We start from the raw sequence: 25,426 nt of genomic DNA on the forward strand, positions 1-25,426 counted from the left end.
CAGTGGACGTCATGAAAGCCCGAAAGGTTGTCATTGTCAGTCGCATCTTCACACCGGAACCGGCCGCTGCCTCATTCAGGCTGCGCGCCCTGGCCAGGGGATGTGCCGCTGAAGGCGCAGAGGTCACGGTACTCACCACGCGGCCGCCACGCGGGATGATCGAACCGGCCGCCGCGGAACCGTACTCGGTGATCCGTGTGCCGGTGCTGCGGGACGCGTATGACTACGTGCGCGGCATCCCCCAATACTTGAGCTTCGATGTCCAAGCGTTCGCTCGGCTGCTGGTCATGGAGGCTGACATCGTGATCAGTGAGCCGCCGCCCACCACGGGACTGGCCGTGTGGGCCTCGAGTGTGCTGCGGCGTCGTCCGTACATTTGGTACAACCCGGACGTCTGGACCTCCGCGACCCTCACCATGGATGTCCCGCGGATCGTCACTGAACTGATGCGCGTGGCCGAAACCGTGTCCGCCCGCCGCGCGGGCGGCGTGATCACCGTCTCCGAGGCGATGGGCGCGGAGCTTTCCGAGGTCACGGGCGTGAAGCGCGACAAAATGTTCGTGGCCGAGAACGGGATCGACACCGACATCTTCACCCCGGACGGCCCGTCCGAGGGGCTCGCGGAACCCTATTTCGTGTACGCCGGTTCGATGTCCGAGTGGCAGGGAGCGGACGTCTTCATTCACGCGCTCGCCCAGATCCTGCCCGAGCACCCGGACGTCAAGATCCATTTTCTGGGCCGCGGTTCGGACGTGGAACGGATGGAGCGTGTGGCGCGCGAGGTGGCCCCGGACAACGTGGTGTTCGACGGCGTGCAACCGCCCGAGCGCACCGCGGCCTTCACACGCGGGGCCGTGGCCGCCCTCGCCTCGATCGTTCCCGGCCGGGGCTACGACTTCTCCAAACCCACCAAGCTCTACGCCGCCGCCGCGTGCGGGACGCCCGTGATCTACGCGGGTGCCCGCGGGGTGGCCGCCCGGTTGGTCACGGACAATGAATTGGGTCAGGCCGTGGGCCACAACGCCACCGAGGTTGCCGCCGCGATGCGCACGGCCCTGGAACCAACTGGGCTGCACGATCGGGACGCGGGCGTACGACGCCGCTCGGACTGGGCCCGCGCGCACGCCTCCTTGGGTGCCTCGGGCCGTGCCGCGGCCGCATGGGTGCTCAGTGGATTCGCCCGGGACGGATCGCGGTGACGGTCTCCACAGCGTCAAGAAAGTGCCGAACCGGCGGAGTCCGGTAACTTAGGGCAAGATGTCTTGGCCCTCACGGGTCGTGAAGATGGTAGGGAGTAAACACGTGAACACTGATTTGGTGGTCGTCGGTTCGGGTCTGTTCGGTTTGACCGTGGCAGAACGAGCCGCCAGGGAATTGGGATTGCGGGTCACCATGATTGACCGCCGATCCCACCTGGGCGGAAACGCGTACAGCGAGAACGAGGAACGCACCGGAATCGAGGTGCACCGCTACGGCGCGCACTTGTTCCACACATCCAATGAGCGCGTGTGGGAGTACGTGAACCGCTTCACCGCGTTCACCAACTACGTGCACCGGGTGTACACCCGCCACAACGGCGAGGTGTTTCCCATGCCCATCAACCTGGGCACCATCAACCAGTTCTTCCGCTCGGCATACTCCCCGGGTGAGGCCCAAGACCTGATTCGTGAACAGGCCGGCGAGCTTGCGGGGACCGACCCGCAGAACCTCAACGACAAGGGCATCCAGCTGATCGGCCGCCCCCTGTACGAGGCGTTCATCAAGCACTACACCGGTAAGCAGTGGCAGACGGATCCCACGGATCTGCCCGCGTCCATCATTTCCCGCCTGCCGGTGCGTTACACCTACGACAACCGCTACTTCAATGACACCCACGAGGGTCTGCCGGTGGATGGTTACACCGCGTGGCTCGAGCGCATGGCGGATCACACGAACATCGATGTTCGCTTGGACACTGACTTCTTCGACGACTCCCATGAGTTCTCCAAGTCCAACGTGGTGGGTCAGGTCCCGGTCATCTACACGGGCCCCGTGGACCGTTACTTCGACTACACCGAGGGCGATCTTTCCTGGCGCACCATTGACCTGGAAGAGGAGGTCCTCGACATCGAGGATTTCCAGGGCACCTCGGTCATGAACTACCCGGACCCGGACGTTGCCTTCACCCGGATCCATGAATTCCGTCATTTCCACCCGGAACGGGACTACACCAAGGACGCCACCGTGATCATGCGCGAGTTCTCGCGTTTCGCGGACAAGGGCGACGAACCGTACTACCCGGTGAACACCGCAGCGGACCGCGAGAAACTGCTGGCCTACCGCGATCTCGCCAAGGGCGAGCAGTCCGTGCTGTTCGGCGGACGACTGGGCACCTACAAGTACCTGGACATGCACATGGCCATTGGCGCCGCGCTGTCCATGGTGGACAACAAGATTGCGCCGCACTTCACGTCCGGCGCACAGCTGAACAGCGGAGGCGTTGACGAATGAGCACTGTGAAGAACGAAGCGACCGCAACCACCACGGACCGGCCCGCGGATTCCCGGACGTGGCAGACGGTTGCGCACATCATCTTCCCGACCGACGCGGACACGGACACGTTGCCGCTGTTCGTGGACTTCAACGCTCAGCGTCACACCGCGGTGAAGTCGCTGCGTCCGTCCGAGGCCGGCGAGGAGCAATCCGTGGCCGCGGAGCAGGCAGATGCCACCGCCTCCGCTCAGGCCACCCAGATCCACTCGGAATACCTCTCCAGTGATCGCAGTATCCACATCCCGGCGCACACCCGCATCTCGTTGGGCACGTACTTCAACGCGTTCCCGGCCTCCTACTGGCGTGCGCACACCGACGTGGACACGGTCCGCCTGAGCGTTCGCACCACCGGCCCGGCCAAGATCCTGGTGTACCGCTCCACCGCGCGCGGCACCTCCAACCGTGTCACCACCCTGAACATGGACGGCACCGAGCAGCACACCGACCTGCCACTGACGAGCTTTGGCGACGGCGGTTGGTACTGGATCGACGTGGTCACCTCGACCGCCGCGGTTGAGCTCGCCTACGCCGAGTGGTCCGTCCCCGAGCCCGAGGGGTTCACCCCCGGCACCGTGAGCGTGGCCATCACCACGTTCAACCGCCCGGATTTCTGCGTGCGCAACCTCAAGACCCTCGGCGAAGCCGATGCGCTGGCGGACGTGGTGGATCGCTTCATCATGACCGATCAGGGCACCGAGAAAGTCCGTGACGAGCCCGGTTACGACGAGGTCGTGGACATCCTCGGAGACAAGCTGGTTCACATCGAACAGGGCAACCTGGGTGGTTCCGGCGGCTTTGCCCGCGGCATGTACGAAGCCACGGCGGACGGCACCAGCCGCTACGTGATGCTCCTCGACGATGACGTGGATGTCCACCCGGAGAGCATCCGCCGTGCCGCTCGCTTCGCGGACTTCACCCGCCACAAGACCATTGTGGGCGGGCACATGTTCAACCTGTATGAGAAGTCCGTGATCCACAGCTTCGGGGAGCGCGTCAATGAGTACCGCTTCATGTGGGGTTCCTCGGAAGGTGTGCGTGAAGCTCATGACTTCGCCGCGTCAAACCTGCGCGTGACCCCGTGGATGCACCGCCGCATCGACGTTGACTACAACGGGTGGTGGATGTGCCTGATCCCCACGGACATCATTCGTGAGATCGGCCTGGCACTTCCCGTGTTCATCAAGTGGGATGACGCCGAATTCGGCCTGCGTGCCAAGCAGGCAGGCTATGGCACCGTGTCCCTGCCCGGCGTGGCCGTGTGGCACATGCCGTGGACCGAAAAGGACGACACCATCGACTGGCAGGCGTACTATCATGCCCGCAACCGCTGGCTGGCCGCGATGCTGTACAGCCCGTACTCCAAGGGCGGACGGTTGCCCAAGGAGTCGCTGTTGACCGACGTGCGCCACTTGGTCTCCATGCAGTACTCCGCCGCCGAGCTGCGCGCCATGGCGCTCGAGGACCTGCTCGATGGCCCCGAGCATTTGCATCGGACCATCGGTACCAAGCTGGCCGAGGTGCGCTCCACCCGCGGCTCGTTCTCCGACGCGCAGGTGAAGAAGGATCTGTCCACGTTCCCGAGCGTGCGCCGGAGCAAGCCGCTGCCGCACGGTGAGGAACCGCACCCGCCCAAGACGCGGGTCGGGCGCGCCGCCAAGCTGCTCTCCGGTGCCGTGCATCAGCTGCTGCCGGTCAAGGCGGAGGAGTCGGATCACCCCGAGTCCCGCGTGCCCGCCATGAACCTGCAGTGGTGGCGCATGGCCACACTGGATTCCGCTCTGGTCTCCAGCGCTGACGGTTCGGGTGCATCCTGGTACAAGCGCGATGACGCCACGTTCAAGCGCATGATGCAGCGCAGCCTGGCGCTGCACCAGCGGCTGTACCGCGACTGGGACAAGCTGGCCGAGCAGTACCGCGCGGCACTGCCGGAGTTCACCTCTCCCGAGGCCTGGGCTCAGACTTTTGCCGAGAACGGTCCCAAGAAGTAACTTTGCTCCATGCACGACGCCGCACGTGTTCGTTCGCGTGCGGCGTCGTCTTGTATCCGGTGACGCCGCCAAGGGTGCGTCACGAGGAAAGGATGGCACCACCGTATGAAAGCTCCCGCTTCGCATTTGAAGCCCCCGGGACAGGATCGCGGGCTGCGGGACGTCTTGGAGAATCGGTTTCTGCTGAGACTGATCGTCGACAAGGAAATTCAGATTCGATACCGCGGCACGGTGCTCGGACTGCTGTGGTCATATCTGAAACCCGGTGTGCAGTTCCTGGTGTTCTACATCGCCATGGGCGTGTTCCTGGAACTCAACCGCGGCATCGAGAACTTTGCCGTGTACCTGTTCTCCGGGATCGTGGTCATGAACCTGTTCGGGGAGGTGTTCGGTAACGCCTCCCGCTCGATCGTGGCCAACGGCGGGTTGCTCAAGAAGATCTACCTACCCAGACAGCTCTTCCCGGTCTCCAACCTGTTAGTGGCGTTCGTGCACTTTGTGCCGCAGCTGGCCATCCTGCTGATCGCGTGCTTCATCACGGGCTGGCGGCCGGACCTCAAACAGCTGTTCGCCGTCATCGTGGGTACCCTGATCGTGGCCCTGTTCTCGCTGGGACTGGGCATGATGTTTGCCACGTTCAATGTGTTTTTCCGAGATGCCGAGAACATCGTGGACCTCATCGTCATGGTGGCCACGTGGGCCTCACCCGTGCTCTACATGTGGATCATGGTGCGCGACAAGCTCTGGGAATGGGTGTACTTCGTGTACATGCTCAACCCGCTGACCGTGGCGGTGGAACTGTTCCACTACGGGTTCTGGTTCCCCACCACCGATAATCCGCAGATCTGGCACGTACCACCGCACCTGCTGACGTGGTGGACGCCGCTGACCATTGTGGTGAGCGTGCTCATCTTCTTCATTGGTGACCGTTTGTTCCGTGCCCAAGAGGGCAATTTCGCGCAGGAGCTGTAAATCATCGTGTCCAGTACTGCTAGCCACACCACCCAGGAACGCACCGAGGCCGATCTCGCGATCCGCGTGCAGAACATGAGCAAAGAGTTCGTGCTGCGCCATACCCGCTCCATGAAGGAAGCCTTCGTGTGGTTGGTCAAGGGCCGCAAAGGCGATCTCACCGCCAAGTTCAAGGCCCTCAACGACGTCTCCTTCGACATTTACGACGGCGAGACCGTGGCCCTGCTGGGGTTCAACGGCTCCGGCAAATCCACATCTCTGAAGATGATCTCCGGCGTGATGAACCCGGACTCCGGCACCGTGCTCACGCGTGAGAAGGTCGCCGGCCTGATCGAGGTGGGCGCCGGTTTCCACCCCGACCTCACCGGCCGGGACAACGTGTACCTCAACGGCGCGATTCTGGGAATGACCAAGGCGGAGATCGACGAGAAGTTCGATGACATCGTGGCCTTCTCCGAGATCGCGGAGTTCATCGACACCGAGGTGAAGTTCTACAGCTCGGGTATGTACCTGCGTCTGGCCTTCTCCGTGGCGGTTCACACGGATCCCGAGGTCTTCCTGGTGGACGAGATCCTCTCCGTGGGTGACGAGCCGTTCCAGAAGAAATGCATTGGCCGCATCAAGGACCTGGTGCGCCGCGGCAAGACCCTGGTGGTCGTCAGCCACGACCTGGGCCTGGTCATGGACATCTGCGAACGCGGCATTGTGATGGACCACGGCAACAAGGTCTACGACGGTTCCGTGTTCGGCGCGGTGGCCCACATGCGCCACCAGGACCCGGAAGAAGTGGAGCGCGAACACCGGGAGAACCTGGCGCGCGCCATTGAGGACAAGAAACGACACCGCGACCGTGAGCGGGCCGAAGCCCTCGAGCGCGGCGAAGAGTTCACACCCCAGTACGATCCCGACCTGGACGGGCCCCTGTCGGAAGAGGACGCCACCTCCGCCTGACGGCCTGACGAAGTACGACGGCGCCGGGAGACCAGATCTCGCGGCGCCGTCGGCGTTTGCGCTCCTGGTGGGATCAGCCGCAGCCCACGATCTCGTAGAGCTTGGCGTCCGGGCCCTGCTGATCGATCAGGTTGAACCCGTTCTCCGGGCCGATCTGGTCACTGCCCGCGGCGTCGAAGTAGGTGAAGGGGTTGACCTGCTCCTTGCCGAAGTCCAGCACGTACCGCACGTTGTGCTTCTTCAAGGCGGGGCAGACCTCCGGGTTGGTCTGCAAATCCTCCAGGTGGTGCACGATGGTTGAGGCCTCACCGTCCGCGATCAGACCGTTGTGGGGGATGAGCACCTGCACATCGGCCATGGCGTAGGCCAGGGACGTGCCGGTGACCGGATTACCGAACACCACGGCATCATCGGGCACTTCCTCGGGGAGGCGCTCGATCAGGGCCTGCTCGTCCGGGGTCAGCAGGGGAGTGGGGCCTTCCATCCCGTACTCGGTGCGCCCGTAGTCGACCACGTCGGTCATGGCCTGGCCCTGCAGCGTGATGAACCCGATGAGCACCGCCAGCGCCCCGCCGAGGCCACCGGCCACGCGGGAATGGTGGAGCTTCTGCGCGGGACTGGTGCGGGCGGCGTCGTCGGAGCCGGGGCCGGAGCGCTGTCCGGGAGCCACGCGATCGACCAGGGTGAGCAGCTGGCGGGCGGCCCACGTCACGATGGCGGCGCAGCCGGCGGCCGCGAGCGGCACGGCCAGCAGAGGGATGAGGGCGAGCAACCTGTTGGCGTCGTTGTACCAAATGCCGGTCCAGTCGTAGCGGAAGAGAGCGTCGCGAGAGGATGCGACCAACACGTACATCCACACCATGAGGACCCAGGCGCCCACCACCCACCGGGCACGTGAGCGCAGCACCACCGAGGCACCGAGCAGCGTGACGACAACCAGAGCCCACGGAAGATGCATGGCGTTGGGGAAGACCGGGCCGAGGGCCTCCCCCAGGGCGCCGGGGGAAGTGATGTGGGGAACCCAGGACGAGGCTTCCTGTGTGGCTCGCGCGGCAAACCAGAGCTGCTGCAATGCATAGGCGCCGGCGGCGAGACCGAGGGCGCCCAGCCCAATGATCCACCACGGGCGGCGACCGGCCACGGCACGCCACCACACGGTGACGAGCATGATCAGCAGGATCAGCAGTGCCAACAGAACGCTGGAAGGGTGAGCCAAACCCGTGGCACCGGTGACCAGCAGAATAGCGAGCCACAGGGGGGTGCGCGCCTCGACACGCGCGTCATGCGAGAGCCCGAGCACCTCCGTCATCATCCCCAGTAGCACCGGCAAGAACGTAATGGACATGGTGTTGGGAAACAGGTTGCCGTAAAAGCTGAGCAGGAACGGAAACGCGGGGAAACACGCGGCCACCAGGCCGGCGGATACCGTAATGGCGGGGTGATGGCCGAACAACCGGGTGGCAAAGTAGAGGCAACCGAGCGTCCAGACCAGCGCGCACAGCACGAACGTCATGGCGTTGGCGATCACCAGCGGGGAGAACTCGGTCACGGTGGCCACCATGGCCGCGGTGTTGTGCCAGGCCGCCGGGTAGAACGAAGGCTCCGCGGTGACGCCCAAACCGCCCAGTGTCAGAGACGAGGCGTTGCCGGTGTCATGGATGTACTGCAAAGCGTTGTAGTGGAAAATCGCGTCATAGGTCTGGGAGATCGCATCCGGGGTTTCCAGGATCAGTTTCAACCGGTGCGCGATCAGCACCGCGCCCACGACGAAAGCGCACCACAGGGCAATGCTCTGGGACGTCATGTGCTCGCGGAGCGCTCCCCATTTGATCTGACCCAGGCGAGGGTGGGGGTGCCGTTTGCGCACCGGGACAAGAGCCGCCCACAGTCCCGCACCGACCACCAGGAACGCCATGGCGACCGTCACCGGGTTCCAGGGAATGCCCGCCAACCCGAACAGCACCGCCGAGGCCGCGAATCCCGCCACCGACAACGGAACCGCCAGTGCGGCCCGCAAGAGACCCCGAAGGTTCATGGTGAGGGTGAGGAACAACCCCGGCAGAATCAGGATCAGCAGCACCAGGAAGTATTGGGGAATGGCTTCGAGCCAGCTCAAGACATCAGAGCTCCAGTAAGTAGACGCGCGGCGGCGGGGGAAGGTTCTCCGGGAAGTTTAGTCGCTTGTCACGGTGCCGATCGGCACACAACGGTCTACAGGATTCGGTCGGTTGCTTGTGCGAGAATACTTCGCGTGAGTCGAGCGTGGATCGTGATGCCTGTGTACAACGAGGGCCAAGTGGTGGGTGAAGTCCTGGAGAACCTCCGGAAGACCTTTCCCCATGTGGTCTGCATTGACGACGGTTCCTCCGATGACTCCGCCCGGATTTGCCGCGAGGCCGGCGCCGTGGTCGTCAGCCACCCCATCAACCTGGGGCAGGGGGCCGCGCTGCAGACCGGCTTCGAGTACGCGCTGCAGGATCCCGACATGGACTGCGTGGTGACCTTCGACTCGGACGGTCAGCACCGCGTGGTGGACGCCTACGAGATGGTGGGTCGTATTCGCTCGGGTGAGGCGGACGTGGTGCTCGGGTCCCGTTTCCTGGACAACCGCACGCAGGTCTCAAAATTGAAGAGACTGGTGCTACGCACCGCGGCGTTCGTGTCCAAGTTCACGAGCGGCATGGACCTCTCGGATGCGCACAACGGGTTGCGCGCGATCAACCGCGAGACGCTGTCACAGATCGATCTGAAGCAGAACCGGATGGCGCACGCTTCGGAGATCGTGAACCAGTTCGCGGTCATCAAGCCCCGCTGGGTGGAGCACCCCGTGGAGATCATTTACACGGACTATTCCAAGGGCAAGGGCCAGTCCCTGCTCAACGGCGTGAACATCCTGACCGAACTGTTCGTGAAGTAATCGGGGGATTTCGACCATGACGATCATTGTCCAGCTACTTCTGGTCCTGGGCGTGGCCTACGGCGCGCTCACGCTGGTGCGCGGGGGAGTCAACGCCAAGCACCAGGCCATCCGCCGGCTAGTTGGTATTGCATTCTTCTGCTTTGCCGCGCTGTCCATTTTCGTTCCGGATGTGGTCACCCACCTGGCGCGCTTCCTGGGGATCGGCCGCGGGACCGACCTGGTGCTCTACGGATTGATCGTGCTGTTCATGATCACCCAGTTCACCAGCGCCCATAACCGTCGTCTCCAGGAAACCAACACCACGCGCCTGGCCCGCCACATCGCCATTTCCGAGGCCGAGAAGCCCTGGCAGCCGGCCAAGGATCACTCGGATCGCCGCTCGGTGCGCGCCTTCAAGCACACCTCGCCGGTGGGTCCGCCCCCTGCCGGCGCCGCTCGCACCGGTTCCACGGCCGTCTGAGCCTGGGCGCCGGGCTGGCTCCTTTCTGTGCGTGGTCCGTCAGGCAGTCACGCCGTAGCGCGGGCAGCATCGGAGTCACCCTGCGTGGCGGCCGCACGGTCTCATGTGAGGCAACGGCAGACGCGCGGTCTGGTGGGAGGTAATCGCATCTGTAGAGGCGTTTTTTTGGCAACTTCCTCACCTGAAATCTCGGGGATGCATTTGCCTTCCCTGCGACTTCGGAGGGAGTTCTGGACGAACTCCTGATAAAAAACTGCTGTATGCGTTTACATTTTTGGTCAGTTCATGACACGGCCGAAACCCTGGTCAAAGCCCACATGGGTTGATTATCCACAGCGTGATCGGCGCGGAATAACAGCCCGCGGCGTTTTCCCCTAGGTTCAATGACGAACTAGCCACTCAGTTGGGTTCGGGGGAACCCCAGGGGGAATCATGGCCACAGTGGTCGCTGAAGACGCTATTGGGCTGATCGAAGCGGAGGTGAGGGAGCAGATCCGTAAGAGCGGACTGGACCCGCTGCACGAGGTCGAATCCACGCGGCGAATCGTCGATGCGGCCGTTGACGATTATGATCTGCGCTCCGCCCGCGCCGGACTGCCGCGCGTTGTTGACCTGGCCTCGGTGCGCAAAAACGTCCTGGACCTGGTGGCGGGTTACGGGCCGCTTCAGCCCTACCTTGATGACCCGGCCGTCGAAGAAATCTGGATCAACGGGCCGGCACAAATTGAGTATAGATTTCATGGTGTCAGGGGGTTCGAGATGAACCCCAACCAGCTACCGGAAACGGAGTTGCACCATGCACACCATCGACCTCGAAGCGCAGCAAGTCCTAGTCGGTGACGACGCCCAGCACCCCAAGGTGATGCACTACGTCTACCGTGACCGCTACGAAGAAGCCGTCCTCGACGCCGGCACAGTCCGAGCGCTCTGCGGCCGCCAATGGCGGCCCAGCATCACCAACGCGATGGGCCCCAGCGCAAGACAAACCGGCGACGCCGCGATCTGCCCAGCCTGCGCAAAACATTACGCCGTCCTTTTCGGCGGGCGAAAGTGAACGGGGACAACACCATGAACACCAACATCAACGTCCCCTCCTTCGATCTTCCCGATGCGGCGGACCTCAAAGAATGGCCCGACCGTGAACTGATCACCGCCGGGTTCCTGCCCGGACCCATCAGCCACACCCGAGAACACGACGGCCAAATGCTATGGGTATTCGGTGGGCTCCTGTTCGACACCAAGGAACGGCAGATCCACGCGTTCAGCATGAAGGACGCCACGGACCTGGAACGAACCTCAGTTAGCCAAACTCAGGAACTGTACCGCCGGAGATACGTGTACCTCACCCCGGATATCCCTTCCGCGGAAGAGACGCTCGCAGCTAAACCGTGGGTGAGGGTCGAGGGTCGTAACAACCTTTACGCGCTCGCTATCGCCCGTGTGTGCCACTTCGGTGGCCCCGATGAGGGTATGTCGGCCACTGGTGGTGATGGCCGGGAGGAACGCGGGCACCTGTCAACTTTGCTTTACGACAAGGGTGTGCTCCCGGCGAGCGCAGCGCAGGACACCGAGTTCAGGATGTCTCGCGTGTGGTCACCCGAACACGGGGTGCAGCTTGAGATGCAGATCCAGGAACACCCAGCGGATGGACCCGGGCACGCGCTACCGGTGCTCATGTCTTTCCACCACCAGCTCGGTCACGAGATCGCCCGCATGATCGAGGACCACCCCGGACAACTCGAATACTGGTCCGGCGAGTAATCACCACCAGACGAGGAGCGGCCCCCGGCAATCACGCCGGGGGCCGCTTCATTTGGCAGGTCACCTGTCGATGAGTCCCAGGTCTTCTAAAAATTCTTTCCGCTCCATTTTCTCGGTGTAATTGTCGTACCACTCGTTATCCACGATCCGTTTGGAATAGAACTTTTCAATCCCACGGCGATCCACGACCACAACACCGTCAGCGGGCTCGTCACCCACCCAATCCGTACCGGTGAACATGTTCCCGTACTGCCAGGCTTCACGACTGTCCACGGTCCACAGGTCAGTCTGCACGGTCAAGGTCCGGTCATCCGTGACTTCCATCGACTGGATGCTGCACACCCACGAGATACCGGACTCGACACAGGCGTTCTCCCACGAGCTGGCACCAACATTGGCGGCGATGTTCGCCTGTAGTCCTTGCAGCCACGCGTCGCGTTCGTTGGCGCGGTTCCCGGAGATGATCGTCCCGACCACCCACAGGTTGAACACGATAGTCACGACCCACAGGGCGAAGATCAGTTGGGACCGACGTGACGCCCTCTCAAAGGTGGCCACATCAGCTCGCGGCTTGGGGGAGACCAGAGATTGAGTCGGACCCGACCATGACACCATCAGCGGAGTACACGGCCAGCAGGTCCAAGCCCGCGATAGCAGGGTCGTCACGGTGGGCCTGCAGCGCTTTCGTGGAGTTCGCCACGATGGAAGGCGCATGGTTTTGCGTTACGTTGGCCTCAAAATTGGTTACCAGCCGGATAATGACATCATCATCTTCGACGGTAACTGACTCAACAATGGATGTGCCCTGCTCTGGTTGCCCGTACCACGGCTGGTCCGCGAGGTACTGGTGCACCGCGGCGGCAGGGTTCATACCCGTCACGTAATCAGAACTGGCCGGCGGGGCGGCCTCTGGTGCCGGTTCGACGGCCTCAACGGTGGTCTCTTGGGGTTCGGGTGCTTTGGTCATAACAGGCTCCTGTGTGGGGATTTGTGGGGTAGTGGGGGCTCCTGCAGCTGGGGTTGCTACCCCTCAGTATTCCGGGGGGAGGGCGCGGAAACCAGGGTTAGCGCTCACAGACCGTTTCATTTCACTGGCCGCATCCACCCCAGCACGCCAGCAAAAGGCAACGGCATGATTTTCGCTAGGTTCGGGTTCTGCGACAACACAGTGATGGTCCCGGACGCCGGGTTACCGCTGATGTAGATCGCGATATGCCCATACCCTCCACCCGTGCACCCACCGTAAGACCCGGACCAGGACACGATGTCCCCGTACCTAGGTTGCGCGGACGCGGGGAGCGCCTGGCAGTAGGGCATGATCTGGGCGTTACGCCAGTAGTCTTGTCCGTTACCGATGACCATCGGGACACCCCACAGGTCTTTCGCGTACTTCATGCCCACATCGGCGCACTGGTATCCGAATGACCCGTCGAAGTCGATGCCCCGTCCGTTCATGGAGTTGATGGACCGTTTCATCCGTTCACCTAGGGGGCCGGAGGGCGGCTTACCATCGCCACCACCGGAGGACGCTGCTGTGCCCGCCTGGATACAAGATTCCACCACCAGTTTTGCGTCAGACCACAGGTTCCCGCCATGCATTTGGGCGTAGTGCAGCGGGTTTGAGTTGCGCTGAACGTTGTGCACGGCCAGGGACGCCGAGTTAGCGGACTTCCCCGGACCGTACGACCCGCCGAATACCACGGACGCGCCGCCGTTGTTATACGTGTTCTCGTACGGGGTTTTGGTTAGCGCGTCGTAGAACAATCCGGCGGACCCCGAGGCGCTCATACGCACGCTCATGGGCCCCCATGAATCACGTTGCTGGAACAGGCCACGAGAGTCCGGACCTGCCGCGTCGCCATAGGGAACAATGATCAGCGTGGATTCACCCATGGCGGTCAGCACTGCTAGTTGCATCGCGATCAGGGGGAGTTTGCGGCGTTGGCCTTCCTTAACGATCTCGGAGGCGTTGACTAGCTGTTCGCCGTCCCATTTGCCGGCACCAATGGGGCCAGACGGCACACCGGCCTCACCGCCCGCGCCGGAGGATGACCCGTTGTCGTCGATGATCTCGGGCGGATCCACCGGACGCCAGCACGTGACCTCCACCGGGTCCACGTTCGAGATCCCACGGGTCACATCGGTGATGATCCACACCGGGTCATCCGGGGCGGCCTTGCCCTTATAGGTCAGCCGGTCGCCGGGGCGCATGTTCCTCGCCAAACGGTCGTCAGTGATAACTTCTTCCGGGTCAATGAACCGGAGGGTCAGTGACTCGCGGCCCTCCCATGTTTTCTTGGACAGATCAAACCCGAAATCAGGTTTCGCCAAAAGGCCGCTAGTGTGGTTGCCCCAGTCGTCCCACTTGATCCGCCACTCATTCTGCGACCCCCGGTCCACCAACCACGACGGCTTCCCGAAAAAGAACGTCCTATCGTCCACCCAGCACCACGCGCCGCACCTTTTCGCGGTCTCATGGATTGTGTCCCACAAGGTCTCCGCGTCCGTCGCCCCATCACCCGGGTTAGCTTCCGCCTCCACCTGCTTGTCGCCAAGGTTTCCGTCGATCACCCGCCGGTGCGCTTTCTCCGGGAGCAGGCCCATGACTTGTTCGAGCCAGCCGGGAACATTCTTTGTCCACGCGAACTCCGGGTCAATATCCCCACCCGCCAGCGCCGCCTGAGTCTGCGAAATACAGTTCAGGGACACCGTGGGTTTCTCATCATCCCCACCAGACTTGAAAGACAACATGGTGTACTTCCGGCCGTCGAAAGTGACCTCCACCCCGTCCTGCCGCAACCCAGGCATCCGCTCCAAGCGATGATCCGGGGTGTCAATAAAAGACGCCATCAGCTTCACCGAAGACGACTTGGACATCGACAGCTCAAAGTCCGTGACGTTCTCGCCCGGGCCCGTGCCTTCCCACACGTGATCATTCGTGCGGATCTTGAGTCCGCTCACCAAGAAAGTCACAGGGCACCCCGCAGCCCCATGGTGCCGTGCTGGTTAGCCATCCTGCGGGCGTTACGGTCCAAAACGGCCTGGACCTCACGCTTGATCGTCGCAGCGTCACTAGCCGTGTTAGCCGTGACATTCACCGTGGTCGAGTAATCCAGCGTGTCACCCTGCCGCACGTTCGCGTGGGACGTTTTAGAGGGCACCTCACCGGTCCGGTGGATCTGACGCAACGCCGTGAGCACACCAGGGCGGCGCGTAACAGGTTCCGGCATCACATACTCACGGCCGTGGACAACACCGGCGATGGCGCTCGCAGGCCCGTCACCGGTCCAGCCACCAAGCCGGAAACCTTGCGGGTTCATCATGTACTGCAGCACGTTGCCGTCATTGCGGATCTGTTGGTCACTCATCTTATTGAGCACCGCGTCCTTATAGTTCGGGAAAAGGTTCAGCACGTCCTGTTCGGACATGCCAGCCTGCCGGCCCTGATTCAACAGCTTCGCGAACTCAGACCCAGCCGTGGGCGTACCAGGCATACCCGACAGCGCAGCATCAGCGTTCGTGAACCATTCCCGCTGCGCCTTGCGAGGGCTGTCGATGAAGTTACCGAGGGTGGAGTCCCACACCCCACCAAGTGCGCCGCGGCCACCGGAGAAGTACTTCATGGACTCGCCAGCGTTCTTCGGGCCCCCGGTCGGGAAACCGAGCAGGTCTTTCCTGTTCCCGTCCGCGAATGATTGGTTCCCGAAATCAGCTACCAGTCCGCCGCCGGTCTTCAACTTGTTGGTCATCTCCGCTTCGGATGATGCCTTCACATCACCCATCGCGGCGTCCAGGACCGCGAGGGCCGTAGTGACACCACCGACGATGCCCACGAGCTTCCCGATGTTCTTCCCGTAGGTCAGGAACCCATCAGCGCCACGCCTGGTGGCGTGCCTGGTCCCGTCGATCTCGCCGGTGAGTTTCCCCAACACACTGCGGGTGTCAGCGGCGTGCCGGCCGGTGGACTTGGTGTTGAACCCGAACTGTTCCATCAGGGACGTGGCACCGCGCCCACCAACAAGGGATGAGGCGAGCCCTCCAAGGCCCTGCCTGCCAGCGAGCAGGCTCACAGCGGCTGTGGCACCACGTGCGACTTTCAAGCCCGCGAGCGCCACCGTGAAGCCTGTTACGAGGGGGATGAGCACGGGCATAGCCGGGGTGAGCACCTTGAGGACGATGGACCCGAACTGTCCAAGCGCACCAAGGAACGGTTTCATGTCGTTCACCGCGCCCTTGGACACCTTGAGCAGTTCGGTGATGTCGTCGGTCATTGGTGCGAGGAAAGCTTCACCACCCTGGGAGATGGAGGACATGAAGTTAGTCCATGAACCCTTGAGGGTGCCCGCTGCACGTTCAGCGCCGCCCTTGGAGTTGGTGGCCAGGGCGGCGAACACGTCATCGGCGGACACCTGCCCCTTGGATACCATGTCCTTTACCTGGGAGCGGTCCACGCCCTTCTGCTTCGCCAGCCAGTCCATGAGCGGAATATTGCGGTCCATAAGCTGGTTCAGGTCGTCGCCCTGCAAGACGCCCTTGGCTTGCATCTGTTTCAGCGGGAGCGCCATTTCTTCCAGTGACATCCCGAACAAGGCGGCCGTGTCAATAGCGCCTTGGAGAGAGTTCTCAACCTTGGACTGATCCATGCCGGACGCGATCAGACCGGACCCTAGAGAGGCGATAGAGCCCGTCGAGAACGGTGTGTCTTGGGCGAGGCCCTTGAACTGGCCCATGAGTTGTTCTCGTGCGCCGGCCGAAAGTTCCATGGTTTCCATGACGACGTTGGATTGCTGCACGTCGTTGATGCGGCGCAGACCACCGGCCAATCCCAGACCCCCGACCACACCGACACCAAGCGCGGCACGGCTGCCCATCCGATCCAGCATGTTCCCGATCTCCGTTGACCGCCTGCTCGTGTGGTTGTACATGCGGTCCATGGACGCGTTCCAACGGCTGACCATACCCTCAGCGCGGACCCGCCCGGTGGCGCGGTGGAGGCCACCGAGGGACTTCTCCGCGCCCTGAGCCATCCGCTGCATAGCACGTGAAGTCCGGTTCGACGCGTTCTCGTGGACGCCGGCCATCTGTTGCATGGCGCGGGCTGAACGGTTCGACGCGTTGTTGGTTTGGCCCAGGGCACGGGTGGTGCGTCGCTGTGCACGCTCGGTCGCGGACGCGGACTGTTTGTTGGCCCGCTCGGTGGCGGCGGCCTGGTCCTTGGTGGTTTTCCCCAACCGTTCCACGGCCTTACGGGTCTTCTCACTGGGACCGGTGAGACGGTCCACGAACTCCGCGATGAACGTGAGCTTATTGTTGGCCATGTTTGGTTTCCTTAGTAGTCCAGGGCCACGCCAGCGGCCTCCATGTCGGTCCAGGTCTTAGTGCGGGATTCCAGGTCATTCCAGGTCGGCCCCACCGCGTTCTCCCACTGCTCCCACGTGTTCTTCGCTTCCAAGCAGACAAGGTTGTGGCCGGCGGGGATGGTGCCGGTGCCCATCATGAACCGTTGGAACGCTTCGAGGTCGCGGTTGGGGAGTTCATCGGCGCGCACCAACATTAACAGGGTGTGGGTTCGGGTGTTGGGGTTCCGGGCTGCGATGACCTCGTTCGCTTGCGCCGTGAAGTCACCGGCCGGGGTGACCCACCTTTGGTGCGCGTCCCACGCATAGACCTTCGGGGTGCCGGGTTGCACCCACACGTCGCTCACACTTGAGTCCGGGGTGTCCCCATCAAAATACTCAGGATGCGCTAACTCATACCTTGCAGCGTGGAAACGATCCACCCAGATCGTGGAGAGCGATTTTTCATATGTGAAAATGGCGGGTCGGTAGGTGGCATGACGTTTGACGGGAACCGTAGCTGACAGCGTGGTCCAAGTCCCTGCGGGCACGGAAATGTACTCGCCTCTCTGGTCTGCGTCACCGTCATACCCATAGAGCCGTATGAACATGTTGCGGGGTGTCGCGCTGAACACGCGTGCGCGGATGGTGTACGAACCGTCAGCGGGGGCTTTCCAATAATCGGAGGTGTGCACATACCAGCTCGTGTCGGTGGGTTCCACACGGAGGCTCGCGGGAGCAGTCTCGAACATTGTGGTGTCCCGGTAGCTTGAGGCACGCGGTGTGACCCACCCGTTGATGCCAGACCGGAAGCACGGGTTCAAGATGTTGTTCTCGGCGACGAGTTGGCCCTTTTCGTGCCGGGTGGAGCGTGAGCCGTCGCGTGCACCGTCCCACCGGTGTTCCACGTCGGGGGTGGGTGCTGTGGGGGATACGAGTACGCGGCCTTTCTGCCCGGTGCCTTTTACTGCTGTGAGCAGCGCGTCGTCGGCACCGTTGTCCCATCTGGGCATGGACGCGGCAGGCACCACAGTGACCTGCTTGTCGCCGGTGAGCCATTGTTTCGCGATCTCCGCGATAGCGCGTCTGGATCCAATAGGTGGGCGTCCTTGCTCCATGAAAGCCACCAGATGGGCGCGCAGCTGACCGAGGGACAACTGGGAGAGGTAGCGGCGGGGGATGCCCAGCATGGTGGCGAGGAACCGCAACCATTCGTCGGGTGCGGTGACGGGGTTGAAAGTGTCACCGTCCCACATGTGCGCCAGCTCGTCGTCCAAGAACCCGGCGAGGTGACCTATCCCGTCCATGAACCGTAAGAGTGGGTAGGGCTTGAGTGTGGTGAAAGCGGCGAGGTCAGGTAGCTCCTCGAAATCCACTGAGCGGGTGCCCACGTGGATTGCCGCCACCATGTCCATGGTCGCCCGTGCGGCGTCGCCAGTGCGTTGGGTTTCGACCTGGTAGCGTCCCGGCTCCACCATCGTCACCTTAGTGCGGTCGCCGCCGGTGTACACACCCGGGGAGGTCATAGTCACACCAGGGACCGACCACACACCGTCCTGCTCAGTGATTTCGGGTTCGAACCCGGTAGTGCCTGCGGTTTCGATGGCGACGTCCACGACCACCGTGATCCGCCCGAAACGGTCCGGTGTCACCCACGTGTCCACCGCGCCCCGCTCGGCCTCCACCACGGCGCGTGTGGACGCCACCACGGCCCCCGCGTAATTCCGCACCGTGTGGGTCACCCGCACACGGGAGAGGGCCACACCGCCCTGAATAAGGGGCGTGTGCCATGACCTAACAAGCACGGGTACGTTCGGGGTGGGCGTGAACGTGCGGGTGAAACTCACACTCGCCACATACGGGGACTCCCCGGAGGTGTTCACCCGCTCCCACCCGTCAAACCCCGTCACAAACCGGGGATCCCTATTCAGGCCGTCCCAGGCGGGTGCCAGCACCTCACCCTGGGCGCGATCCGCCAGCCGGTGAGCCTCCGGCAGCTCACGCCACCAGCCCACCGTGAAATCATGTGCGCCCTGCTGGGTCTCGTCCACGCGCACCATCAGGCGGTCCTCGTGGACGGCTGCACCGTCACCGTCACAGCACCCAGAGTCGGCAACAACCCGAGCGCCTGTTCCAAACAGCTACGCACGTTCTTTGTCCACGCAGGCCCTGCAATGAACGATTGCTTGCTGTTGGCCATGAACGGGTCACCCTTCGGGAGCATCGTGCTACTTCTGTGTCACTTTGATGCTCCCCTAAAACAGGGTCCAGACCCCGAACGGTGGGGGCGATCCGCGCACGTCAGGGTGTGTGGAACGGGCGGTGCAGCGATTCACCTGCCGAGCACTTGACTGATGGTTGATGCGTGCCAGGTGCGCCCGGTGGCGGTGGGTACGCCCTCGGTGTTTAGTAGGTCCGCGATCCTAGCCATGGACATGCCGGTGGCGCGCTCGCGGTGGATCCGGTCCACTGTTGCTTGGGGGAGGACGGACCGGCGGCCCATGTGCTTGCCGGTGGTGGTCTTGATCTTGGCCATACCGTCACGGGTCCGCTCCGCGATCTTTTTGCGTTCCATCTCCGCGAACGTGCACGTCACCTGAGCCATGGCCGCCCCGGTAATGGTCGAGGTGTCGATACCGAGGTCCAGGCAGATCAGCGCCCACCGCTGCCGTGTGGCGGTCTCCAAGAGGCCGGCGAAGTCAGCGACGGACCGGGAGAGGCGGTCGAGTTTGGACACGGCGAGCGCGTCAGCTTTACCGGCTTTGAGGTCCGCGAGCACTTGGGCGAGGACGGGGCGGTTGCGTAGCGACTTGGCGGACGCGGCGTTCTCGCGTCGAATGTCGAGGGTCCACCCATTGCGGTCCGCTTCGGTTTGGAGCGCGGCTATCTGCACTTCGGGGCCGATGTCTTGTTTGTTTGTGGAGACGCGGACGTAGCCGATGACGGTGAGCTGGGTGGTGGCCATGCCCTAAGCATACATAAAGGGTTCCCTTTATGTATAACAATGGGGGAAGAAAAGGGGTCCCCGCGTTGTGGGGACCCCTTCACGCATGGTCACTTCGGGCGGGAGCCCAGTCTGTACCCGTAGACGAATCCCTCCAAGCTGGCCCTAACAATACGATCCTTCACGTTGTCCGGTTCTTCGGGGGTCGTCATCAGAAGTTGCTCGATGGTGTCCACCACTTCCGTGGCTTCCTCATCGGTCAGTTGCGCGAAGTCTTTGAGCCCTGCGCTTTTCAGATCCTTGGGGGTCATGACACCCATCTTTCCAAAGTGTGTTGGCGGGCGGCTCCCTGTCCAGGCCGCCCGCCAAGTTGTGCGGTGGGTCAGGCGGCGGGGCGGGCGGCGTTGAGCCTGGCCTCGTCCTCGCGTAGCTGCTGCACGGTCGCGTCGATGTCTTGCTGTTCACGGTTAGGAACCGTTGCCTGTGCGGAGCGGCGGCGTTCGCTGCGGACCGTCTCATGCGCCCGCCGTGCACGCTCTGACAGCTCACGAACCAGCTTCTCCGGGTCCGGGCGGGTGTAGCGCACACCATCGAGTTTGAACGCACCAGCGACGTAGAAATCGCCGTTCAGGGTGGCAGCAGGGTTCCCGGTCACGGGAATTTCTCCATAGGCGGCGCGGACCTTTGACCGGGCGTTCTCCCACGCCTCGGATGCGGCGAATGACTCCCGGATGACGCGCTCCATCTCCGCGAACAGGTCACCCAGGGCAGCGGGTTCGGGGATCGCCTTCACCTCGTCCACAAGGGCGCGGTGGGCCGCACGAGCGCGTTCCTCGTCCACAGTGGCCTGCTCCGTGTCCACGGCGCTCTGAGCGCGTTCTACCCGCTTGGCTTTGATTCGCTCATCACCTTGGGCGGCGGCGAGGTCCAGGGGTGCCACCTCGTCGCCGTGGATCGCTTGTTCCTCGATGGCGGCGAGCGCGGTGGCTGCGGCGCGGTGGGCTCCCTGGGCGGCCTCTAGCGCCTCCTGGGCTTCCTTGAGGCGGCGTTCGGCTCTGGTGCTCATGCTTGGTCTCCGTTCGTTGCGAGTGTCTTGAGGTAGTGGGCTACTGCGAGGCGGATGAACCCGGCGCGGCTTGTGCCGGTAGCGGCCCGCCGGTCATCCATGGCTTGGACTAGCGCGGCGGGGATGCAGATTGACAAACGGGGCATCAGTTCAGAGCCCAACGGAATCGGCCCACTCGTTGAACTCAGCCTGACCCCAAGGGCGCTCGCGGTCCACTTGGGTCAGTGCGCATTGGACGGCGACGAGCGCGGACTTCTCGGCCGATTGGGCGGATGACAGTCGGAGCGTGGAAAGTTCATTCCAGACTGCGCGGCCGAACTTCTCGAAATCAGCCGGCGGGGTGGAAATGTCCAGGTTCCTAGCCATTGTTCCTCCTGGGGGTTGCGCACCAGGGCCGGGTGCCCTAGTGCTCTACATCAATTTCATGCCACACCGACGTCATTTCGGTGGACGGTGGGGGAGTCGTCAACCGCCGGGGCCAGTTCAGCGGGGGCAGGTGGCTCATTTGAGCCACCTGCAATACCGTCGCGCTTCACAGTGGCTGCCGAACTGCCGACGACGGGCGCGATTGCCCGTGTGGACATTCCCCGTTGCGCCATATCCCCAACGATGACCTTGCGATCCTCACGGGGGGGGGGGTGGGCGTCCGGTGCCTACCCTGTCGAATCCGCAGGGTATTCGTGTCCAACATTCGCGGCTGATTTCGTCGGCCACGCGCTCGCAAGGGGGTCATTAGTAGTGACACCCCGCAGGCTGTGCAGGGTGTGCAGATTGGGCACACCCTTGGCGTTCATCGCCCGGTCGGCCCCCTGCGCTTCCGGACCCGTGGGGTAGGGCTCGCCACGGTGAGCCGGTCCTGGGCCATCAGCAGCCGCCTCCGCAGGTCTGGGAGTGCGTACTGGGGGATGAACACCACCCCGGTGCCGGCGTCCAGCTCGATCCCGTTCACGCTCCCACGGCAGGTGATGCGCGCCCGGACCTCGTGGGGATCCACAGGCGCGGGCTCGTCCTCGGAGGGCTCGGTGGGGTCAGGATCGGAAAGTCCTTTGGAGGAAAATAACGGGGTTTTGGCGTGTCCTATGGTGGCGGGTTCCTGCGTCGTATCTTGTTCGGTTCCATAATGTTCGGTTTCGACGGTCATTTCGTCTCCTGTTGGTGTTGGGCGAGTTCGTGGCGGAGGGATTCGTTGATCCGCTGGAGCTGCATGTTTCGGTGATCCAATGACCGGACCAGGTGCTGCAGATCGGCCTTGGTTCGGGCTGTGGTGAGCATGTGTTCCACACGGTCTTTGGTGGGGTCCTTTGCGTTGGGGTTCATGCTGCCTCTGGGAGGACGTAGTGCTGGCCGGCCATCTCAGCGGGGCGCATTCCGGCTTTCACGTCTGCGGCGCAGGCTCGGCAGGCAACTCGGTGTTCGGTGCTGTGGTCGGGGCAGGTGTCTTTGATGCGGGGGTCGGTTCCGTGACCGGTGGGCCAGTGGGGTCCGTCCCAATAGATCGAGTGGGGAGCGCGGTATCGGTCGGGTTGGTTGGCGGCGTTGATCGCTGCCTGGACCAGGACGGGGTAGGGGGCGGGGTGTTTCCAGTTCTTCCGGAAGGCGTCCATGATCGCGGGCACCGCCCACGTGGGTCGGAGTTGGTGGAGGATCGCGGCGAGCGCTTCAGCCTGCGGTGCGGTCATCGCTTTGGGGTCCGCCATTGATGGTTTCCTTCCATCCGGGGCCGGGGACTACACGTTTCCCCCTCTTTAGAGAGGGGGAAAAACGTGTGGTAGTCCGGGCGTGTGGTGCGTGCGGTTAAACGTGTGGTTGCTGACTAGGGGAAACGTTGTTGACGTGTGGTGCGTGTGGTCCGCATGTGGTGCCCATTGACCACATGGTGCGTGTGGTAGATCGTGTGGTGCGTGTGGTCACGAATCACCACCAAATTCCAGGACAGGATCCGTGCTCTTACGGGTCCGGTTCGCCCGCCAAACGGACACATCCCGGTTGCGGTCATCCTTGATCTCGGTCTTCGTGAGATACCCATCAACCGTGAGACGTGTGATCTTCCGGCGGACCTTCTCACGCTGTGCACTGGTCGCACCCTCACCGTGGATCGCGTGTGCTGCCATGGTCACGGTGATGCCATTACCGGCCGCCGCGAGCGCCACTAGGTCCACTTCGCCGTGCACGGTGGAGACACCCCGCTGGTGATCGTGCGTGACCTGGAACGGGCCCACGCTGTCCATGACGGGCTTCAAGTGGGTGAATTCCACCACCGGGTCACCGGCTTCGCCCCACAGCCCGATCACGGAACCGGCTCCAGAGGTCAACCATGTGGAGCCGTACACATCGGAGAGCTTGTCGCGTTTGCCGCCCTGCGAGGTTTCTTTGCGTTGGTGGTGCAATTCGATGATGTCCACACCACCGGCGAGCGCAGTCTGTCGGGCTCGGTTGTACCCGGAGCCCACTGCGTCGTCCGACAAACCAATTGCGGCGTCTTTCAGGGAGTCCACCACCACGACATCGGCACCAGCGAGACGAGCCAGCTCAAGCAACGTGTCAGTCTTCTGTGCAATGTCGTGGGGAGGTGGACCGGGCCAGATGATCAAGCGATCATCAACGCGCTCGCGGTCTGTGGTGTGGAAGTGGCGGCCCAACGAGCGTGCGATCTGACGAGGCCGGTCCATGGCCAGGTAGAGCACCTTCTGGGCCGGTGCCACGGTGTACCCCAGCACCTGATCTTGGAGCCCGAGGAGCCCGCGGACTACTTGACCGGTGAGGGTGGTCTTACCGACACCTGGGGGTCCGCACACCATGAGCGCTTCACCCTTGGCCCAGAGGATTTGTTCCCCGTCTCCCCACCGGGCAGGGATCTCTTCCGGCTGATCGAAGATGAACGTTCCACCGCTTACATAGCGTGCGTCGTGGTTCCCTCCTGGCTCGTCTGCGAACTCCACATCCTGCAAGGCGCTGAGGTCATCGATGCTGGTCATGCCATCACCCCTTTCGCGGCACTCATGACGGTGGTGACAGCCTCAGCCTCAGTGAGTCCGGCTGTCATGGCGGCGCGGGCGAGCGCTTGGGCTTGTTCGGGGCCGAGGAGGTCATCCTTCGCGAGCTGGAAGGCCGCCCAGTTCAAGGTGCTGTTGCGCTGTCCCTCTGCCGCGTTGGCGACGGTCCGCAGCAGACCGGAAACCCGCCGTGATGCTTCCGTCCGGGTCACCGAGCGCGGGGCGTTCGCGGGCATCCCTGGGCGGCGTTCTGCGGGCTTGGGAGCGGTCGCAAGGCTCACGAGCCATTGGGGCATCGGGCGGATGTCAGCCGGGCTCCCCGAGGGCTGGTAGCGGCCCTTCTCAAGCTCAGCCTGGATGACGACGTACCCGCCGATTGCGCGCACGTCCACCATGGGAGCAATCTTCCCCGCGCTGTTCCGAACCGGCACGGACCGCGGCGCACGGAAGTACAGGTGCAACCCGCCGGACGGGGTGGTGACCGTGAACGTGTCGAACATGGAGGTGCCGGGGGAGTGGCGCTCCCACAGGGCCGCGAACACGTCGAGGCCGTCGCGGATCCCGGGCTGGTCCCACTGGGAGCCTGCGGGGATAGTGCCGTGGGTGTCTAGGTCAATCACGACGAGCCCGGACGGGCCGCACGCGACACCAATACCGGCGCGAGCAGGCCACTTCTCCAACCACTGCGGGGCGTTCGTGGCTCGCTGCTCCCACCGGTCGATCGCGGGGCGCTTGTCACCGGGCCGGAGGGCAAACACTTTCAGCCCATGCGCGCCTAGCTCCAGCAGTAGGTTTCGGGTAGAATTAGTGTCGTCAGCACCAGTGTTTTTCAAGGCCCCTCGGTTCGCCTCCGGGGGGTTTCTTTTTGCGCTCATGCGGCTCGGCTCCCTTCAATCGGGAGGGGCTGCAGGAGACCTGCGAGGACGTTACGCTGGTGGTCGTTCAGCGGGGGCGCTTCGGCCACGATCCTGGACACGTAAGCATCTACGTCTGCTCGACGGAAACGGTGCTCGGAACTAATGACCCGGATCATGCGGCTGCACCCCGCTTCGCACGGCGGGCGGCTGCACCCTTGGCCCCGATGTTCCGGTAGAACTCGGTCCGTGCGGTCTCTGCCCGGCGCTCGCGTTCCACGGGGTCCAGGACTCGGTCCGGGTCCACCGCGTCGTAGAACTTCTTTTTGAACGCTGCCCGGCCGGGGGCCGTTCTTGCGGAACGGTCTTTGGTGACAGCCCACGAGTACTCGACGAGACTGACGGGGGTTGCGGGGATGCGAGGGGTGGCGTCGTCAGCGTAGGCTGAAGACGCATGATTGACCTCATGCAATTGGGGTTCCTTTTGCCGAAGGGGTTCCATAGCAAGGGCTGGTGTTGCCGCACCGGCCCTTGCCCTGTTTCTAGCGGGTTACCGCCATGTAAATAACGCTACAGTCTGATGTTGGGACTATCGAGTCGATCAAGTGTCACCGCCGCGCTACAGCTTGTAATTCCAATGTTCTTTAAG

The 25,426-nt window shown here is 63.2% G+C and carries 27 protein-coding genes; 10 read left to right on the top strand and 17 right to left on the bottom strand.

Annotation, left to right across the window (positions count from 1 at the left end; translation table 11 throughout):
* Window positions 1-11: 11 nt before the first annotated feature.
* The 5 genes from AC3ENJ_RS09585 (at window position 12) to AC3ENJ_RS09605 (ending at window position 6,443) form a co-directional block, all read left to right on the top strand.
* A complete protein-coding gene (locus tag AC3ENJ_RS09585; RefSeq protein ID WP_431813859.1) occupies window positions 12-1,199 on the top strand; it encodes a glycosyltransferase family 4 protein in 1,188 nt (395 codons plus the stop codon).
* Window positions 1,200-1,302: 103 nt separating this feature from the next.
* Window positions 1,303-2,490, top strand: coding sequence for a UDP-galactopyranose mutase (glf, locus tag AC3ENJ_RS09590; protein ID WP_431813860.1), 1,188 nt, complete (start codon window positions 1,303-1,305; stop codon window positions 2,488-2,490).
* Complete coding sequence (locus AC3ENJ_RS09595) at window positions 2,487-4,520, top strand: glycosyltransferase (RefSeq protein ID WP_190807068.1); 2,034 nt, start codon at window positions 2,487-2,489, stop codon at window positions 4,518-4,520. The genes glf and AC3ENJ_RS09595 overlap by 4 nt, the downstream gene beginning before the upstream one ends.
* 105 nt (window positions 4,521-4,625) lie before the next feature.
* Window positions 4,626-5,492, top strand: coding sequence for an ABC transporter permease (locus AC3ENJ_RS09600; protein WP_431813861.1), 867 nt, complete (start codon window positions 4,626-4,628; stop codon window positions 5,490-5,492).
* Window positions 5,493-5,498: 6 nt separating this feature from the next.
* Window positions 5,499-6,443: an ABC transporter ATP-binding protein gene (locus tag AC3ENJ_RS09605; protein ID WP_308495836.1), complete on the top strand. Its 945-nt coding sequence runs from the start codon at window positions 5,499-5,501 to the stop codon at window positions 6,441-6,443.
* Between the two features lie 73 nt (window positions 6,444-6,516).
* Here the strand turns inward: AC3ENJ_RS09605 and AC3ENJ_RS09610 are convergent, their stop codons facing one another.
* Window positions 6,517-8,559: a DUF6541 family protein gene (locus AC3ENJ_RS09610; RefSeq protein ID WP_431813862.1), complete on the bottom strand. Its 2,043-nt coding sequence runs from the start codon at window positions 8,557-8,559 to the stop codon at window positions 6,517-6,519.
* 135 nt (window positions 8,560-8,694) lie between these two features.
* Between AC3ENJ_RS09610 and AC3ENJ_RS09615 the strand changes: the two genes are divergently transcribed.
* The 5 genes from AC3ENJ_RS09615 (at window position 8,695) to AC3ENJ_RS09635 (ending at window position 11,584) form a co-directional block, all read left to right on the top strand.
* Window positions 8,695-9,360, top strand: coding sequence for a glycosyltransferase family 2 protein (locus AC3ENJ_RS09615; RefSeq protein ID WP_308495837.1), 666 nt, complete (start codon window positions 8,695-8,697; stop codon window positions 9,358-9,360).
* A gap of 16 nt (window positions 9,361-9,376) precedes the next feature.
* Window positions 9,377-9,823 (top strand): DUF2304 domain-containing protein, encoded by a 447-nt coding sequence (locus tag AC3ENJ_RS09620; RefSeq protein ID WP_431813863.1) that lies wholly within the window; start codon window positions 9,377-9,379, stop codon window positions 9,821-9,823.
* A 432-nt stretch (window positions 9,824-10,255) separates the two neighbouring features.
* Complete coding sequence (locus tag AC3ENJ_RS09625; protein ID WP_431813864.1) at window positions 10,256-10,663, top strand: hypothetical protein; 408 nt, start codon at window positions 10,256-10,258, stop codon at window positions 10,661-10,663.
* Window positions 10,620-10,877, top strand: a complete 258-nt coding sequence (locus AC3ENJ_RS09630; protein WP_431813865.1) for a DUF3039 domain-containing protein — start codon at window positions 10,620-10,622, stop codon at window positions 10,875-10,877. Before AC3ENJ_RS09625 ends, AC3ENJ_RS09630 begins: the two co-directional genes overlap by 44 nt.
* A 14-nt stretch (window positions 10,878-10,891) precedes the next feature.
* Complete coding sequence (locus AC3ENJ_RS09635; RefSeq protein ID WP_431813866.1) at window positions 10,892-11,584, top strand: hypothetical protein; 693 nt, start codon at window positions 10,892-10,894, stop codon at window positions 11,582-11,584.
* A 60-nt stretch (window positions 11,585-11,644) separates the two neighbouring features.
* Here the strand turns inward: AC3ENJ_RS09635 and AC3ENJ_RS09640 are convergent, their stop codons facing one another.
* The 16 genes from AC3ENJ_RS09640 to AC3ENJ_RS09715 all read right to left on the bottom strand — a co-directional run bounded on the left by AC3ENJ_RS09640 (window position 11,645) and on the right by AC3ENJ_RS09715 (window position 25,249).
* Window positions 11,645-12,142 (bottom strand): hypothetical protein, encoded by a 498-nt coding sequence (locus AC3ENJ_RS09640; protein WP_431813867.1) that lies wholly within the window; start codon window positions 12,140-12,142, stop codon window positions 11,645-11,647.
* 1 nt (window position 12,143) lies between these two features.
* Window positions 12,144-12,551, bottom strand: coding sequence for a hypothetical protein (locus tag AC3ENJ_RS09645; protein ID WP_431813868.1), 408 nt, complete (start codon window positions 12,549-12,551; stop codon window positions 12,144-12,146).
* Between the two features lie 116 nt (window positions 12,552-12,667).
* On the bottom strand, window positions 12,668-14,545 hold the full coding sequence (locus AC3ENJ_RS09650) for a CHAP domain-containing protein (RefSeq protein WP_431813869.1): 1,878 nt from the start codon (window positions 14,543-14,545) through the stop codon (window positions 12,668-12,670).
* 8 nt (window positions 14,546-14,553) lie between these two features.
* Window positions 14,554-16,902, bottom strand: a complete 2,349-nt coding sequence (locus tag AC3ENJ_RS09655; RefSeq protein ID WP_431813870.1) for a tape measure protein — start codon at window positions 16,900-16,902, stop codon at window positions 14,554-14,556.
* 11 nt (window positions 16,903-16,913) lie between these two features.
* Complete coding sequence (locus AC3ENJ_RS09660) at window positions 16,914-18,980, bottom strand: hypothetical protein (protein ID WP_431813871.1); 2,067 nt, start codon at window positions 18,978-18,980, stop codon at window positions 16,914-16,916.
* Between the two features lie 272 nt (window positions 18,981-19,252).
* Window positions 19,253-19,885 (bottom strand): recombinase family protein, encoded by a 633-nt coding sequence (locus AC3ENJ_RS09665; RefSeq protein WP_431813872.1) that lies wholly within the window; start codon window positions 19,883-19,885, stop codon window positions 19,253-19,255.
* Window positions 19,886-19,974: 89 nt separating this feature from the next.
* The gene (locus AC3ENJ_RS09670; RefSeq protein WP_431813873.1) at window positions 19,975-20,175 is read right to left on the bottom strand and encodes a hypothetical protein; all 201 of its coding nucleotides are present in this window, start codon (window positions 20,173-20,175) and stop codon (window positions 19,975-19,977) included.
* 71 nt (window positions 20,176-20,246) lie between these two features.
* Window positions 20,247-20,930, bottom strand: coding sequence for a hypothetical protein (locus tag AC3ENJ_RS09675; protein WP_431813874.1), 684 nt, complete (start codon window positions 20,928-20,930; stop codon window positions 20,247-20,249).
* Window positions 20,927-21,076 carry a ribbon-helix-helix domain-containing protein gene (locus AC3ENJ_RS09680; protein WP_431813875.1) on the bottom strand — a complete coding sequence of 50 codons (150 nt, stop codon included), beginning with the start codon at window positions 21,074-21,076 and terminating at the stop codon, window positions 20,927-20,929. The genes AC3ENJ_RS09675 and AC3ENJ_RS09680 overlap by 4 nt, the downstream gene beginning before the upstream one ends.
* A 4-nt stretch (window positions 21,077-21,080) precedes the next feature.
* Window positions 21,081-21,296 (bottom strand): hypothetical protein, encoded by a 216-nt coding sequence (locus tag AC3ENJ_RS09685; RefSeq protein ID WP_431813876.1) that lies wholly within the window; start codon window positions 21,294-21,296, stop codon window positions 21,081-21,083.
* Between the two features lie 424 nt (window positions 21,297-21,720).
* The gene (locus tag AC3ENJ_RS09690) at window positions 21,721-22,071 is read right to left on the bottom strand and encodes a hypothetical protein (protein ID WP_431813877.1); all 351 of its coding nucleotides are present in this window, start codon (window positions 22,069-22,071) and stop codon (window positions 21,721-21,723) included.
* Window positions 22,068-22,247, bottom strand: a complete 180-nt coding sequence (locus tag AC3ENJ_RS09695) for a hypothetical protein (protein WP_431813878.1) — start codon at window positions 22,245-22,247, stop codon at window positions 22,068-22,070. Before AC3ENJ_RS09695 ends, AC3ENJ_RS09690 begins: the two co-directional genes overlap by 4 nt.
* The gene (locus tag AC3ENJ_RS09700) at window positions 22,244-22,627 is read right to left on the bottom strand and encodes a hypothetical protein (protein WP_431813879.1); all 384 of its coding nucleotides are present in this window, start codon (window positions 22,625-22,627) and stop codon (window positions 22,244-22,246) included. The genes AC3ENJ_RS09695 and AC3ENJ_RS09700 overlap by 4 nt, the downstream gene beginning before the upstream one ends.
* Window positions 22,628-22,837: 210 nt before the next feature.
* On the bottom strand, window positions 22,838-23,905 hold the full coding sequence (locus AC3ENJ_RS09705) for an AAA family ATPase (RefSeq protein ID WP_431813880.1): 1,068 nt from the start codon (window positions 23,903-23,905) through the stop codon (window positions 22,838-22,840).
* Entirely contained in the window at window positions 23,902-24,798 is an 897-nt protein-coding gene (locus AC3ENJ_RS09710; RefSeq protein WP_431813881.1) for a bifunctional DNA primase/polymerase, read from the bottom strand. The genes AC3ENJ_RS09705 and AC3ENJ_RS09710 overlap by 4 nt, the downstream gene beginning before the upstream one ends.
* Before the next feature lie 154 nt (window positions 24,799-24,952).
* Entirely contained in the window at window positions 24,953-25,249 is a 297-nt protein-coding gene (locus AC3ENJ_RS09715; protein WP_431813882.1) for a hypothetical protein, read from the bottom strand.
* Window positions 25,250-25,426: the final 177 nt, after the last annotated feature.

This window comes from Kocuria sp. cx-455 (genome assembly GCF_057707085.1).